Below are 14,296 nucleotides of genomic sequence, written 5' to 3'. Positions count from 1 at the left end.
CCGAACAGCCTGCCGGTGCAGGCTAATCGGTAAGACGGCTCTGTATTTTGAGTGAGAGCCGGCTTTGGAGGCTCACTCGATCCGGCTGACCAGAATCTTGTCGATGCGGCGGCCGTCGAGATCGACGACCTCGAAGCGCCAGAACCCCTTGTCGAAGCTTTCGCCGACATTGGGCAGATGGTTCATCTCCGCGAGGATGAAGCCGGCGACCGTCTGGAAGTCGGCGTCGCGCGGGATCGGGATACCGAGTTCGTGCGAGAACTCGTCGACCGGCATCCAGCCCGCAACGAGATAGGACCCGTCGGCGCGCGTCACGATGGCCGGCTCGTCCTCCTCCTCTTCCTGGAAGGCGCCGATGATCGCCTCGAGCACGTCGCCTGGGGTGATGATGCCCTCGAAATGGCCGTACTCGTCGAAGACCAGCGCCATATGCACGCGGCTGGAGCGGATTTCGCGCAGCACATGCAGGGAGTCGGCGGTGTCCATCACCATCGGGGCATCCTGGACACGTCGGCGCAGCTCCTCGATGTCGCCCGCGGCCAGGAAGTCGATCAGATCCTTCACCAGCACGACACCGATGATCGAATCCGACTCGCCGTCCTGAACCGGCAGGCGCGAGCGGCGGCAGTCCTTCAGCTGCTGGCGGAGTTCCTCGGCGCTATCCGACAGGTCGATCACCTCGACCTCGCGGCGCGGCGTCATCAGGGCGCGCGCCGAGCGGTCCGCCAGTCGCATCACGCCAGCGATCATCTCGCGTTCGTCGCGCTCCAGCACGCCGGCGGTCTCCGCCTCGGCAATGATGGTGCGCACCTCCTCCTCGGTCACCTTCTCGTCAGTTTCGCCCTTCTGGCCGAGCAGTGCGAGCACCGACTTGCCGGAGACGTCGAGCAGGAATACGAGTGGCGCGCCGATCTTCGACATGAACAACATCGCGGGAGCGACGCGTGCCGCCACACGCTCGGGGTCGCGCAGCGCGATCTGCTTCGGAACCAATTCGCCGAGGATCAGCGACAGATAGGTGATCGCGACGACGACGATGCCGACGCCGAGCGTATCCGACACCGATTGCGAAAAACCCTGGGTGCCCAGCCATTCCGACAGGCGCGCGCCCAGCGTGGCGCCGGAGAAGGCACCGGAGAGCACACCGACAAGCGTAATGCCGATCTGAACAGTGGAGAGAAAGCGGCCGGGGTCTTCGGCCAGGCGAATCGCGGTCGCGGCGCCCTTGTTGCCCTGGTCGCTAAGGACCCTGAGGCGAGCCGGCCGCGACGAAACTACCGCGAGCTCGGACATGGCGAGAAGTCCATTCACGATCGTCAGCGCCAGGACGATCAGGATTTCGGTTAACAAAACCAATCCGTTTGCTGCGGCGCTGCGACATTTGGCAGCCCGCTTCCACGCTCCTTATAGCGGATCGTTGCACTAACGCGATAAGCCAGACGAAAGAATCGTGAGCGAATGATGACGAAGTCGAGGTTCTGGCAACCGACGCAGGGCGAACATGCGGGCATCGACCGCCGCTTGCAGGCACCGGCCGCCGAGCGTAATCGCGATGCGATCCTGGACGTGTTGCGCCATGTGCTGCCGCCTTCCGGGCTTGTGCTGGAGATCGCGAGCGGCTCCGGAGAGCATGCCATCCATTTCGCGGCCGCCCTGCCCGCCCTGACTTTCCAGCCGAGCGATCCCGCTCCCGACGCGCTGGCGAGCATCGCAGCCTGGACGCAGGCATCCGGGCTAACAAACATCCTGCCGCCGCTGATGCTCGACGCCTGTGCCCCACAATGGCCGGTCGAAGCTGCCGACGCCATTCTCTGCATCAACATGATCCATATCTCGCCCTGGAGGGCCACCGAGGGCTTGTTCCGCCAGGCGCGGCTGCTGCTGAAGCCGGATGGCCCACTCTATCTCTACGGCCCCTATCGCCGGCCCGGTCGGCCGCTCGAACCGAGCAACGCGGCCTTCGACGAAAGCCTGCGCGGCCGCGATCCTGAATGGGGCCTCCGCGACCTCGGAGAGATTACGACCCTTGCCGCAGCGAACGGTTTCGGCACCCCGCAAGTCATCGAGATGCCAGCCAACAATCTGAGCGTGATCTTCCGAGCCGGTTGAGAGAAACCGCCGTCGAAAGCTCCGCAGGCGCCTGCCAAAGCCACCCCCGCAAAGCCTCTGTCTCGTCCATTCGTCGGGCTGGCGAATCCGGCGAGCGCTGGATTACGCCGGCCACTGATCCAAGGGGGCGTTCATGATTAAGCGTATTCTATGCCTAGGCTTTTTGGCGTTTGTTCTTGCTGGCTGCGTCACCATGCAAAACCCGCTGTCGCAGCGGGACGTCGAAACCTTCCGCCTCGCCAGCATCCATGTAGAAACCGACGTTGCAGCGACCCTGTGGTGGGGGGACGGGGACCGCGCCTATGCGAGATCCAAGGGACGGTCGGAGGCCGAATCCGAAGAACTCTCCAAGACGCCTGAAGCGCGCGCTTTTGTCGCCAAGCTGGCTTCCGCGAAGATCGGCAACGCTCTCGAGGAGCAGCTGAAGCCGGTCATGACCGGTCACCGCCCGGTGAAAATCAGGATCAATCTGCGTCGGCTCTACATCGCCTCGGCCATCCAGCGGGTGGTCGTGGGCGGAGGCCACGAGATGGTCGCCGATGTCAGCGTGACAGACGCCAAAACCGGAGCTGTCCTCGTGAACTATCCGGAGTTCAGCGCGATCGCGCTGGCCGGCCAGGGAATCGGCGGAACAATGCTCGATGCGGCCTTGATGGCCGATCCGATCGATCGTCTGGCCCTGAACTTCGCCACCAAGTATCGCGACTGGTTGGCGCCGCAACACGCTCCCTAGACCGGGCTGCTGATGAATCACCTCGCGGCCAGCTTGGTGCGGACGGCGGGACTCGAACCCGCAAGCCTTTGAAGGCGCAAGATTTTAAGTCTCGTGCGTCTACCAGTTTCGCCACGTCCGCAGGCGTCACAGCGATAGCGGGCGGGCACGGTGCGCGCAAGCCTCCGGCCCGCCTTCGCACAGGGCGATCGCAGCGTTCCCTCAGTGCGGGCGCGCCGGCTTGTACCATTCGACCCCGTCTGGATCGACATAGAGCCCCGGCGGCACGTTCGAACCGATGCTCTTCTCCTCCATCGGAACGCGCACCGTGTCGTCGCGGTCGCCGCGTTTCACATAGGTGCCGGAGGCCTGTTCGGAATGGCGGTGTGCGCCGCGCCCGACGCTGCTGGCAAGCCCGATCACGCCCTGCCGGCCCCCAACCTTGTCCTGCAGTTCCGTCACCGGGCGGCCGACGAAGGCGACCTTGGCGCTGCCTTCGACCACGGGCAGGGCCCGCCTCGCTGCGCCCTCGCCCGTCACCCTGACGCCGACGAAACGCGGCACATAGGTCGCGCCACCCTTGCCGAAGGATTCCCAGCCGCCGGCCGAGACGACCTGCGCCCCGCAGCGCTTGTGGGCACGCTCGCAGGCCGTGCGCGTGGCGTAACGTGGCGCCCGTTGCTCGAATTCGGCGCGTGCGTTGCGATAGGCGAACTCGCATTGCTCTGCGCTGAGCAGGCCGCCTGCGATGCATTCGTCGCGCCGGACATAGGTGTTTCCGGGGCTCTGGGCCGCCAGATCGCCTGGGCTCGCAAGCGAGAGGGCAGGCGCAAGCGCGGCGACGCGCAGCGTAACGAGAATCGAGGCCGGAATCATCATGCGGTGAAACAACATTACAATTATGGCTTTACAGCAGCGCGCGCCGCGAGGCGGCGAGCTCCCGGGTTGCGCCATAGTCGATTTTGCCATTGCCGAGCACGGGGATCGATGGCGTCACCAGGATGGCGCGCGGCACCCACAGCTCCGGGAAGCCTTGCGCCTTGGCCGCCTCCTGCAGCGCCGCACGGTCTGCGTCGGGCTTCTCGGTGACGAGGATGAGCTGCTCGCCTTTGCGCGGATCGGGCAGGCCGACCACGACATGGTTCTGGTCCGGCCAGAGCTTGGCGATCATGGTCTCGACCGCTGCGAGCGAAACCATTTCGCCGCCGAGCTTCGCAAAGCGCTTGGCCCGGCCACGGATCGCGACGAAGCCGTCCTCGATCACGACGATGTCACCGGTGTCGTGCCAGCCGCCCTCCGGCGGGATGACGCGACCCGGCTGCTCCGGGTCGAGATAACCGGCCATGACGTTCGGCCCGCGCACGGTAAGCCGGCCGCCCTCATGGATGCCCTCGACGGGCTCCAGCTTCGCCTCGATGCCGGGCAGGAGCTTGCCGACAGTGCCCTCCCGGATCGCCGCCGGCGTGTTGACCGCGAGCACCGGCGAGCACTCGGTACAGCCATAGCCTTCGAGGATGGTGGTGCCGTAGGGCTCCCACATCCGCTTCGTCTCGGCCTTGACCCGCTCCGCCCCGGCGACGACGTAGCGCACGCTGCCGAGATCGTTCTTTTCCGCAGCGCGAGCGTATCCCTGCAAAAACGTATCGGTCGCCAGCAGGAAGGTCGCCTTCATGTCGCCGATCAGCTTCGGCACCTGCTTGTAGTGCAGCGGGCTCGGATAGAGCACAACCTTCATGCCGTGCAGCAGCGGCACCATCATCCCGGCGGTCAGCCCGAAAGAGTGGAAGGCCGGCAGCGGATTCATGAAGACGTCCCGCTCGGAGATCGCGCCGGCGGCATGGGCAAAGACCTGCCGCGCATTGGAGACGATGTTGGCATGGCTCAGCGCCACGCCCTTCGGCTTGCCCTCGGTTCCCGAGGTGAAGAGGATGACGGCCGTGTCGTCCGGCTTGGCCTCATAGGAACGATGGACGAGCCCCGGCAGCAGGCTCTGCAACGCGCCGAGCGCCTTGTCGAAGCTGGTGATCTGCTTGCGGAGGTCCTCGAGATAGACGACGCGCCGCCCCTCGCCGAGCGCCGCGACCTCCTCATCCAGCTTGCCCTGATCGACGAAGCGGCGCGAGGTGACGATGGTCTTGAGCTGCGCGACCTCCGCCGCCGCCCGCAGGTTGCGGACGCCGGCCGTGAAGTTGAGCAGCGCCGGCACGCGGCCATAGGCCAGGAGTGCGAACAGAGTCACCGCCATGCCCTGCATGTTCGGCAGCAGCACGCCGACATGCTCGCGCTGGGCCGTCAGCGCCGCAAGCCTGCGGCCGAGCACCAGCGCGCCCAGCACGAGCCGGCCATAGGTGATCGGCTGACGCTCGGGGTCCTCCAGCGCGATGCGGCCCTTGCCGTGGCGCGCGATGGTCTGCAGCAGGGCGCGAAAGATCGTGATCCGCGCGCCCGCGGCGTCGAAGCTGGTGGCGGCCATATCTGGCGCGTCTCCCGGTCAGCATGTCCTCTGCCGGTCAAACTAGTGAGATCGGCGCCGGTTTCAACGCTGCTTCAGACAATGCGCGGGTGCCACAGCCGTCATGCTCGCCCTTGTGGCGAGCATCCACGTCTTGAACACTGCCCTCGAAGAAGAGAAGACGTGGATGGTCGGGATAAGCCCGACCATGACGCGCGGGGCGCGGCAGCCGCCTCCCGGCATTACCCGAAGGCCCCGATCTCGTGCTGGATCGCCCCTGAAATCTCGCGGATCAGCGCGAACAGCGCCAGGATCGGCGCGAAGACGTCGCGGTGCAGGGCCTCGTAGGTGCCGCCTTCGCGCGGACCCGGAGGCTCGCCGAAATCGAGGCCGATGGTCGGGTCGGGATCGCGGGGGAATATCTCGGCCAGGAAAGCGAGACAGGCCGGCACATCGAGGCGCAGCAGCCGCTCGATCAACGCCTCGCGCGTCAGCCCCGCATGCGGCCGAAAATCCGGGATATGGGCGCAGGCAAGCCAGATCCGGTGCATCGCCGCGAGCCTGAGAGCATGGAGCGCCGCAAGCCGCGCCGGCATCTGCGGGGTGTCCTCCGCCGCCACCTTTAGCTTCAGCGCATCGGCCGAGAGCCGCCAGAACAGGCGGCGCAGCGCGGGCGCCAGCTCCAGCCGCGACAGCGCTTCCGCCACCGCCAGCAATTCCTCGCGCCGGCCTTCGCGCACCGTTCGGCGTGCCCGGTCGAACCAGCTGCCGGGGTCGAGCGAGTCGAGATAGGCCCGCAGCACGTCGAGGTCGCTATGCGCCATCGCATAGGCTGCGAGCCGATAGGCGCGATCGAAGCGCTCGGAGCGCTCGCGCATGGCGCGGAAAAGATCCGGCGAGCGCGAGGCCGCGTGGCCGACGCCGTGCATGCTGTTCGCCATCCAGCCGAGCTGCTGGAGGATGGCGTTGTTGGGGATGGCGCGCAGCTCGCGCGGATGCCGGATGCGTGTCGGCCCCGTCCCTTCCGACTGGCGCGCGGCCGGGCGCGAGCCGGTCTTGTCGAGCAGCGAGGGGCCGAAGGTGCCGATCAGGGCGGCGTAGCCGGGGTCGTCGACCAGTACGTTCATCTCCTCGCGCACGGTCTGGAAGAACTCGCTGGCAAAATCCGGCTCGTCATAGATCGGGTCGTCCACCTCCTGGGTCGGCGCGAACACCGCTTCGGCGATCCGGCCGACCGTCGCACCAGCGAGCTGCGAGGTGCCGAACAGGAGATAGCCATCGCTGCCCTGGAAGCTGGTCTCACGTACCGTCCTGATGCCGGCGCGCGCGAAGGCCTGCCGCGCATAGGCCGGGTCAAGATAGGCCAGCCGGTCCGACAGGCTGTCGGGATGGGCGCCGCGCCCGACCGACTCGCCATGGGTGTCGAAGATGACGAGCTCGACATCCTCGAGTTCGTAGCGCGCGAGCAGCTCGCAGATGCGGATGCGCAGCCGCTCGACCCAGAAGGTCGAGGCGACCTGCCCGATATAGCGCCCGGAATCGGAATAGCCGAACTGGATACACAGCCGCCCGTGGCGCTTGAGGTATTCGCGGAAATGCGGGCTACGGAGTGCCTCGTCGATGATGCGCGGCCCCTGTTCCAGCGCGTCCGAGGTCTCGAACAGCGGCGAGATCTCGATCCGGTCGGCGATACCGAAGCGACTGGCGAGCCAGAGCGCACAGAGCAGCGTGTAGCCGGTCTCGGTTTCCGCGATCAGGAAGCGCACAGGCTTCGTGCCGTCGATATGCTTCACGATCTGCGCGATCGTCATCATCATCCGCGCCGCCGAGGCCCGCTCGGCCGCCAGCGCCCCGAAATCGACGGCAACCGGTTCGACCTTGCCGAGCTCGGTATTGGCCGCAGCGAGGAAGGCGCGGCGTTGGGCGGGCTGGCCTGGCTCCTCCTCCAGCGGAATGACCGAGCGCAGCGCGTTGTGGAGCTGCGAGGCGTTGAGCCGGAAATGCGGCAGCGCGATCGAGACGCCATGGGCGAGGCAGCCGGCCCGGATCTGTGCAAGTACGAGCCGCGTCTCGTCGTCGGCGGCATCGGCCAGGGCTGCGTCGAGCATCTCGATCAGGCCGGAGGCCTCCGGCAGCGCGGTCTCGCGTTCATGCACCAGTGAGAGCGCGAAGGCCTGCAAGGCCTGCAGCGAGGGCTGCGTGCCGATCGGCGGCGCCAGCGCGAGCTGGCGCTCCACTGCCGCCAACGCCGTGCCGACCAGCGCGTGGACAGGCCCAGCCACCGGCACGTTCGGCAGCTTTTCGAGGATGCGCGCGAACTGCCCGCTCTTCGATTCCAGCCGGTAGCGCAGCGTGTCCCACCAGCCGATATCGGTGCGCCCGTCCGTATCGCAGCCGACCCAGGAAGCGAGCGTGATCGGCTTCGGCGCAAGCTCGGTCCAGCGCTCGGGCCAGCGTTCGAGGGCGATAGCAAAGAACGCGGCGTTCAGCCGGTCGAGGGCATCGCGCGCATGGCGCACGGCGTAGCGCGCCTGCTCGAACTCGTCCTGCAGCGTGATCCGGCCATCGGGGCGGAAGCTCAGATCGGCCTCTCCGACGACCGCCTCCCCCGCAGTGCCGCCGGAGGCGAGATCGGCGAGTGCATGGCAGAGCCGGCGCGCCATGCCGAAGGTCGGATGCGCGGTGAAGACGGCGGCAAAGCGCGCCCGCTCCACGGCCTGCCGGAAATCGTCGAAGGACGCGGCCGCACCGGCCACTCCCTCCGCCAACCCGGAGAACACAGTCGCTTCATCCTTGTCGAGCCCGACATAGCGGGCGACGCGCACGGCCCGCTGCCGCAGAGCCTGCCGCCCGAGCTGACGAACCAGTTCGCCTGCCCCTTCCACGGTCAGTTCGCTGCGGTCCATCAGCCGGGTCAGCCAGAGCGTGACCCGCAGCACCGGGTTGCCAAAGGGGTCGTCGCGAGAATCCCGGCGCGCCTCCTCGATCCGACTCAGCAGTTCGTCTGCGAGCGCCTCGACGCCGGGAACTACCGGGCTTTCCTGCGCGATCTCTGCAGCCATGACCGCCCTCCCGTGGCGCGTCCGGCTTCGTAGGCACAGCCGGTTCGTGCTGCATTGCAGCATCGGATGACCGCAGCCGCAAGCCGGAACGGTATCGCCGACTCGGATAAATTTTACCCGGATCATATTGCGCGGACAAAACTACCCGGATAATAAACCCTCCGTCGAGGAGAACAGATGTCCACCAGCCTGCCCATGCACTGCACCGCCTTCCATGACGCCACCCGTATCGCCGGGGGGGCGCTGCCCGACGTCGCGCTCGCCGTGAAGGCGGCGCTGGCAGCCGATGCAGCAGCAGCGATCCTCGTCTTCGACGACGCAAGCGGAAAGGTCGTCGACCTCGATTTGCGCGGCAGCGATGCGGAGATCGTCGCACGGCTTGCGCCTCAACCAGACAAGGCCTCGAACACCGCTTCGGAAACAGGCGGTGCCGAAGCGCCGCGCGGGCGGGGCCGGCCCAAGCTCGGCGTCGTCGCGCGCGAGGTCACACTGCTGCCGCGGCATTGGGACTGGCTCGCTCTGCAGCCCGGCGGCGCTTCCCAGGTCCTGCGGCGCCTCGTCGACGAAGCGCGCAAGAACAATGGCGGGCGCAGCCGCGCCCGCGCCGCGCAAGCTGCCGCCTATGCCTTCATCTCCGCCATGGCGGGCAACCGCGAGGGCTTCGAGGAAGCCTCGCGCGCCCTCTTCGCCAGCGACGGCGAAGGTTTCGCCACCCACAGCCGGTCCTGGCCCGCCGATATCCGCGCCTACGCGCAAAAGCTGCTTGCAGGTTCGGCCGATCCGGAGCCGCGCCCGTGACGGCCTATCTCGCTCCGAGCTGGGAATCCGGCCGCGACCTCTTCAAGCGCAACATCGCCGGCGACGTCGTGATGCTCAATCTCCTGCGATTGCGGGAAATTGCCGACTACTCCGCCACGCCGCAGCTGGCGCCGGACGAACCGATCAGCGGCGCGCAGGCCTTCGAGCACTACGTCGCCCACACCCTGCCCTATCTGGAGGCCAGCGGCGGTTCTCTGCTCTTCATCGGCGAAGGCGGTCCGTTCTTCATCGGCCCGGAAGCCGAGCGGTGGGATCGCGCCATGCTGGTCAGGCAATCCTCCGTGCAGAACTTCCTCGCCTTCGCCAGCCACGAGGCTTACCTCGCCGGCTACGGGCACCGCCTGGCCGCCATCGAAGATTCGCGCCTGCTGCCGCTGGTCCTGACGCCGCCGGCGGCAGGCGGCAACCGCGCGGCATAGGCGGCACGCCGGGGCGGGCTGCGCTCAGCGCCATTGCCGGGCCTTGCGCCCAACGGCATAGCGGCGGCACTGCGCTCGCCGCGCCCCGCCCGGATCTCACAAGGCCGCCTCGACATGACCACCCGCGCGCAATGGCTCGGCATCCTCTGCGGGCTGCTGACCTCGATGATCTGGGGGGTGCAGGCCGTGGTCTCGCGGCACGCCATGCTGATCGACCTAACCCCTGCCGACGTCACGATCCTGCGCTTCGTCTCGGCCGGAGCCGTGCTGCTGCCCTGGGCGCTGAAGAACATGCGCCCCTTCCCGGTCGGTTCGCTCGGCTGGCCGCGGGCCTGGGTCATGGCCCTGCTGATCGGCCCGCTCTACAGCCTGATCCTCGTTGGAGGCGCCCATTTCGCGCCGGCCCTGCATTCATCGATCATCTCGCCCGGCCTGATCCCGGTATTCACCGCCCTGCTGGTCTTCCTCGTCACCGGCGAGCGCGCCGGGCGGATGCGGCTGATCGGCCTCGGGATTCTCGTCATCGGCATCGGCATCTTCTCACGGGACGCGCTGGCGGTGACGCCGTCGCGGCCGGACGCCTGGATCGGCGATCTGCTCTTCGTGCTGATCGCCTGCCTGTGGTCGATCTTCGGGTTGCTGGCCAGGCGCTGGGGCGTGAGCTCGCTCGAGGTCACCGCCGCCTCGTGCCTGCTCTCGGTGCCGCTGCTGGTGATCGTCGCGCTGGTGCTACCCATTCACATGGCGCGGGCACCCTTCGCCGAACTGCTGCTGCAGGCGCTCTATCAGGGCGTGCTCGTCGGGGTGGTCGCGCTCTATCTCTACGCCCGCACGGTGGCGACGCTCGGCGCGGCGAAGGCAACGCTGTTCCTGCCGCTCGTGCCGATCGCGACCGCTACCGCCAGCGCCCTGCTGCTGGCGGAAACCCCCACGCCGACGGAGCTCGTCGGCATGGCCGTGGTGGTGACGGGTATGCTGATCGCCTTCCGCTCACCCTCCGTCGGCTGAGCGGGCGAGCGTCTTCTCAGCCCTGATGCCCCTTGGCGATCGGCTCGACATAGGTGAGAGCCATATCCCAGGGGAAGTAGATCCAGGTGTCCTGGCTGACCTCGGTGACGAAGGTGTCGACCGTCGGCACGCCGGCCGGCTTGGCATAAACCGTGGCGAAATGCGCGTTCGGCAGCATTTCGCGCACGACGCGGGCCGTCTTGCCGGTGTCGGTCAGGTCGTCGACGACCAGCACGCCCTTGCCCTTGCCGTCGCCGATCGCCTTGATGTTCGGCGCGATGTCCTTGAGCACCCTGAGTTCGGACTGGTTGCGGTAATCGTGATAGCTCGCGACGCAGACCGTCTCGATCATGCGCAGGCCCAGCTCGCGGCAGATGATCGCCGCCGGCACCAGACCGCCGCGGGTGATGCAGACCATCGCCTCGAAGGGTCCCTTTTCGGCGAGGCGCCAGGCGAGCGCGCGGGCATCGCGGTGGAACTGATCCCAGGAAACCGGGAAAGCCTTGTTCGAGGACGGTTCGGCCATGGCGTCGCGCTCCGGGCTGGTGGCGGCGCAGGACGCGCCGGTTTTAAGTCCGAAAAGCCTATCGGCGCGCGCCTGACAAGAGGCACGCGCCGAACATCCCCAGCCGAGCCGGCGATTGCGCCTCAGAATTCGGCCCAGCCATCCGCTCCGCCGCCGGACGCCACTCTCCGGCCACGGGGGATGGACACCGCCGACGGCACGGCGCGCAGCGCCGGTGCCGCAGCGCGGATGGGCTGTAGCGCCGGCCTGGAATGCTCGCTTCCAAGCCTGAAAGACGCCGCCATCGTGCTCAATTGCTCGGTTTCCAGCTGGAGGTCGCGGGCAACCCGGGCGCTCTGTTCGGCAAGGAGCGAGTTCTGCTGCGTGATCTCGTCCATATGCGCGACCGTGCGGGCCATCTCGTCGATGCCGTTGGCCTGCTCGGTCGTTGCCTGCGAGATCTCGCTGACGGTCGAGGCGACTTTCGAGGCCGCATCCACGATCTCGTGCAATGTCGTGCCGGCATCCTTGACGAGGCCGACACCCGCTTGAATCTGTTGCGCGGAATTCGCGATCAACGCCTTGACGCCGTTGGCGGATTCGCTGCAGCGGGCAGCCAGCGCACGCACCTCGGTCGCAACCACGGCGAAGCCGCGTCCTGCCTCGCCGGCCCGGGCAGCCTCGACCGCGGCATTGAGCGCCAGCAGATTGGTCTGGAAGGCGATCTCGTCGATCATCGAGATGATCTCGGAGATGCCGGACGAGGCCTTCTCGATCCGCCCCATCGCCTCCACCGCCTGCGTGACGATGGCGCCGCCGCGCGCGGCAACTGCGCTCGCATCATTGCCGAGCTGCACCGCCATTTTCGAATTGCCGGCGCTGTGCTTGACCGAAGCCGCAAGCTCTTCCGTCGTCGCCGCCGTCTGCTGCAAACTGGCGGCATTGGCCTCCGTTCGCTCCGCCAGCTGCTGGCTGTCGGAAGTGATCTTCAGCGAGGCGCCATCGATGCGTCCTGAGATGTCGCGGACCGAGCCGACCACCTCCGCCAGCGTATCGAGCAGATCGTTGACCCCGTTGCAGAGCGTAGCGACTTCCCCGCTCTTGCCGTCGAGCGGCACGCGGCCGGTCAGATCCTTGTTCTTGGCGAGCGCGATGACCTCGCTCGTCTCCTTCACGGCAGCTTCGAGCTGCTTGCCCTTGAAGGTCGCGGTGATGTCGCTGGCGAACTTCACGACCTTGTAGGGCCGTCCCTGCGCATCGAGGATCGGGTTGTAGCTCGCCTGGATCCAGATCTCCTTGCCGCCCTTGCCGATGCGCCGGTACTGCCCGGCGTCGTATTCGCCGCGTCCCAGCCGCTCCCAGAAGGCGCGGTAGGTCGATGATTCGCGCTCTGCGGGATCGACGAACATCCTGTGGTGGTGGCCGACGATATCCGCAAGTTCATAGCCGAGAACGCTCAGGAAGTTCTCGTTCGCGTGCAGGATCTTGCCGGAGAGATCGAACTCGATCACGGCCTGCGCCTTGTCGATTGCGGCGCGCTGCCCTTCGAGATCGGCAAGGCGGTTCTTCTGTTCGGTGACATCGAAAGCGTATTTGATCACCCCGATCGGCTTGCCGCCGGCGCCCATGATCGGATTGTAGCTCGCCTGGATCCAGACTTCCTTGCCGCCCTTGCCGACGCGAAGGTATTGCCCACGCGAAAATTCGCCTCGCCCAAGATCGACCCAGAACTGCTGGTAGCTCGCGCTGATCTTTTCTTCCGGCGTCACGAACATGCTGTGGTGCTGACCTTTGATTTCGGCCAGCGTGTAACCCATCGTAGCGAGAAAATTTGCGTTTGCGTCCAGTATTTTCCCGTCGATATCGAATTCGATGACCGCTTGCGATCGGTTGATCGCCTCAAGCTGGCCCGCGGTATGCTTGTTCGAGAATAGGCCGGAAAAGAGCGACATCAATATCCCCCCTTTTGGCGCGGCCCCGCGCATCAGGCTTCGTCTCGGGCCAGCGCCGTCATGAAAGCCGTCATCGAACGCCCGCCACGCGAAAACGTAGCGACAAGAGCCGAATTCTTTTCGGCTACTGGGGGATCATGGCGTCAACTGATTGATGAATGATGTATATGTAGTTCAATATGCCATAAGACATAAAATAAAGAAATATTCACGTATAAAATACTGCTACAAAACAATAAGAAGACAGGCCATTACCCTATTCCGCATCGTTTTGGAGCAGAAAACAAGAGTTGAATCGCGCCCTAGCCGCAAAGGCCGAAACACTTATTTATCGTCTTTCCTACTTTGATTTTCGAAAGCAATCATAGCCTTCACATCGCCCATGGCAGCCTGGAGCTTGTCTGCTTCGCGCGACCGCACGACGATGTTCGTGTCCGGCCCGGTGTCCGACCAAAACGGATAGGAGCCGATCGAGACCGCCGGATGAGCCCTAGCGATCTCCGCCAGCGGGCCGCCTATATCGCCCTCGCGGAGACCGGCGCGGACGGTGTCGGAGAGGATCTTGGTCCCGGTCCGCAGCGTCGGTGCCACGACATCGAGCATGGCTTGCATGATCGCCGGAACGCCAGCCATCACATAGACATTCCCGATATTGAAGCCCGGCGCCTTTGAGATGGCATTGGCGATCAGTTCGGCACCGGCGGGAATGCGGGCCATCCGCATGCGCGCCTCGTTGAGCTCGGCCGGCGAGAAGCGCTCCGACAGCATCGCGACCGCGCGCGGATCGTAGTCGATGTCGACGCCAAAGGCGGCCGCGACCGAATCGGCCGTGATGTCGTCATGGGTCGGCCCGATACCGCCGGTGGTGAAGACATAGCTGTAGCGGTTCCGCAGGGCGTTGAGCGCCGCGACGATCTCCTCGGTGACGTCCGGCACCACCCGGACCTCGCGCAACTCGATGCCGATATTGGTGAGGTACTCGGCGATATAGCCGATGTTCTTGTCCTTCGTGCGCCCCGACAGGATCTCGTCGCCGATCACCAGGATCGCGGCCGTCACGATGGCGGCGGAGGAACTGGCTTCACTGGCGGTCATGGCGGCGCTCCTGGCTTGCAGCACAAGAGCTATAGCATCAGGCCGAAAAGTGGAATCGACTTTTCGGAAAAATGCGATGCGATAACAGATAGATAGAATACCACCGCCGCGTCCGGCGGGACGCGCGGTGGTCTATGGCATATTTGCGCGGTGCTCAAGCAGC

The 14,296-nt window shown here is 66.1% G+C and carries 12 protein-coding genes and 1 tRNA gene; 5 read left to right on the top strand and 8 right to left on the bottom strand.

Features of this window, described 5'->3' with window-relative positions:
• Window positions 1–72: 72 nt before the first annotated feature.
• The gene (locus AC1DNE_RS03515) at window positions 73–1,335 is read right to left on the bottom strand and encodes a hemolysin family protein (protein WP_441471807.1); all 1,263 of its coding nucleotides are present in this window, start codon (window positions 1,333–1,335) and stop codon (window positions 73–75) included.
• Between the two features lie 126 nt (window positions 1,336–1,461).
• Here AC1DNE_RS03515 and AC1DNE_RS03510 point away from each other — a divergent pair, with 126 nt between their 5' ends.
• Window positions 1,462–2,109, top strand: coding sequence for a DUF938 domain-containing protein (locus tag AC1DNE_RS03510; protein WP_441471698.1), 648 nt, complete (start codon window positions 1,462–1,464; stop codon window positions 2,107–2,109).
• A 133-nt stretch (window positions 2,110–2,242) separates the two neighbouring features.
• A complete protein-coding gene (locus AC1DNE_RS03505; protein WP_441471697.1) occupies window positions 2,243–2,842 on the top strand; it encodes a DUF6778 family protein in 600 nt (199 codons plus the stop codon).
• Window positions 2,843–2,876: 34 nt separating this feature from the next.
• Here the strand turns inward: AC1DNE_RS03505 and AC1DNE_RS03500 are convergent.
• The 4 genes from AC1DNE_RS03500 to AC1DNE_RS03485 form a co-directional block, all read right to left on the bottom strand.
• Window positions 2,877–2,963: transfer RNA gene (locus AC1DNE_RS03500), tRNA-Leu, on the bottom strand.
• Window positions 2,964–3,043: 80 nt separating this feature from the next.
• A complete protein-coding gene (locus tag AC1DNE_RS03495) occupies window positions 3,044–3,715 on the bottom strand; it encodes a DUF1190 domain-containing protein (RefSeq protein WP_476808305.1) in 672 nt (223 codons plus the stop codon).
• A gap of 13 nt (window positions 3,716–3,728) precedes the next feature.
• On the bottom strand, window positions 3,729–5,294 hold the full coding sequence (locus AC1DNE_RS03490; protein ID WP_476765897.1) for an AMP-binding protein: 1,566 nt from the start codon (window positions 5,292–5,294) through the stop codon (window positions 3,729–3,731).
• A 221-nt stretch (window positions 5,295–5,515) separates the two neighbouring features.
• Window positions 5,516–8,335 carry a phosphoenolpyruvate carboxylase gene (locus AC1DNE_RS03485; RefSeq protein ID WP_441471694.1) on the bottom strand — a complete coding sequence of 940 codons (2,820 nt, stop codon included), beginning with the start codon at window positions 8,333–8,335 and terminating at the stop codon, window positions 5,516–5,518.
• Window positions 8,336–8,512: 177 nt separating this feature from the next.
• Here AC1DNE_RS03485 and AC1DNE_RS03480 point away from each other — a divergent pair, with 177 nt between their 5' ends.
• The 3 genes from AC1DNE_RS03480 to AC1DNE_RS03470 all read left to right on the top strand — a co-directional run bounded on the left by AC1DNE_RS03480 (window position 8,513) and on the right by AC1DNE_RS03470 (window position 10,581).
• Entirely contained in the window at window positions 8,513–9,133 is a 621-nt protein-coding gene (locus AC1DNE_RS03480) for a DUF2239 family protein (RefSeq protein ID WP_441471693.1), read from the top strand.
• Window positions 9,130–9,573 (top strand): DUF1330 domain-containing protein, encoded by a 444-nt coding sequence (locus AC1DNE_RS03475; RefSeq protein WP_441471692.1) that lies wholly within the window; start codon window positions 9,130–9,132, stop codon window positions 9,571–9,573. The genes AC1DNE_RS03480 and AC1DNE_RS03475 overlap by 4 nt, the downstream gene beginning before the upstream one ends.
• 114 nt (window positions 9,574–9,687) lie before the next feature.
• Window positions 9,688–10,581, top strand: a complete 894-nt coding sequence (locus AC1DNE_RS03470; RefSeq protein ID WP_441471691.1) for a DMT family transporter — start codon at window positions 9,688–9,690, stop codon at window positions 10,579–10,581.
• Between the two features lie 16 nt (window positions 10,582–10,597).
• On the opposite strand, the gene gpt is transcribed toward AC1DNE_RS03470, so the two are convergent.
• The 3 genes from gpt to AC1DNE_RS03455 form a co-directional block, all read right to left on the bottom strand.
• Entirely contained in the window at window positions 10,598–11,107 is a 510-nt protein-coding gene (gene gpt / locus AC1DNE_RS03465) for a xanthine phosphoribosyltransferase (protein WP_441471690.1), read from the bottom strand.
• A 122-nt stretch (window positions 11,108–11,229) separates the two neighbouring features.
• Window positions 11,230–13,038: a methyl-accepting chemotaxis protein gene (locus AC1DNE_RS03460; RefSeq protein ID WP_476765895.1), complete on the bottom strand. Its 1,809-nt coding sequence runs from the start codon at window positions 13,036–13,038 to the stop codon at window positions 11,230–11,232.
• Window positions 13,039–13,362: 324 nt separating this feature from the next.
• Window positions 13,363–14,133 (bottom strand): competence/damage-inducible protein A, encoded by a 771-nt coding sequence (locus AC1DNE_RS03455; RefSeq protein WP_441471688.1) that lies wholly within the window; start codon window positions 14,131–14,133, stop codon window positions 13,363–13,365.
• Window positions 14,134–14,296: the final 163 nt, after the last annotated feature.

It is taken from the genome of Allobosea sp. 05L423 (assembly GCF_056397745.1).
The sequence above is the reverse complement of the archived record's forward strand: the minus strand, read 5'-3'. Positions and strand labels throughout refer to the sequence as shown.

Coding starts and splice junctions, on each gene's coding strand:
- AC1DNE_RS03460 (WP_476765895.1), bottom strand. CDS start 13,038: ATGTCGCTCTTTTCCGGCCTATTCTCGAACAAGCATACCGCGGGCCAG.
- AC1DNE_RS03470 (WP_441471691.1), top strand. CDS start 9,688: ATGACCACCCGCGCGCAATGGCTCGGCATCCTCTGCGGGCTGCTGACC.
- gpt (WP_441471690.1), bottom strand. CDS start 11,107: ATGGCCGAACCGTCCTCGAACAAGGCTTTCCCGGTTTCCTGGGATCAG.
- AC1DNE_RS03455 (WP_441471688.1), bottom strand. CDS start 14,133: ATGACCGCCAGTGAAGCCAGTTCCTCCGCCGCCATCGTGACGGCCGCG.
- AC1DNE_RS03495 (WP_476808305.1), bottom strand. CDS start 3,715: ATGTTGTTTCACCGCATGATGATTCCGGCCTCGATTCTCGTTACGCTG.
- AC1DNE_RS03485 (WP_441471694.1), bottom strand. CDS start 8,335: ATGGCTGCAGAGATCGCGCAGGAAAGCCCGGTAGTTCCCGGCGTCGAG.
- AC1DNE_RS03505 (WP_441471697.1), top strand. CDS start 2,243: ATGATTAAGCGTATTCTATGCCTAGGCTTTTTGGCGTTTGTTCTTGCT.
- AC1DNE_RS03510 (WP_441471698.1), top strand. CDS start 1,462: ATGACGAAGTCGAGGTTCTGGCAACCGACGCAGGGCGAACATGCGGGC.
- AC1DNE_RS03490 (WP_476765897.1), bottom strand. CDS start 5,294: ATGGCCGCCACCAGCTTCGACGCCGCGGGCGCGCGGATCACGATCTTT.
- AC1DNE_RS03480 (WP_441471693.1), top strand. CDS start 8,513: ATGTCCACCAGCCTGCCCATGCACTGCACCGCCTTCCATGACGCCACC.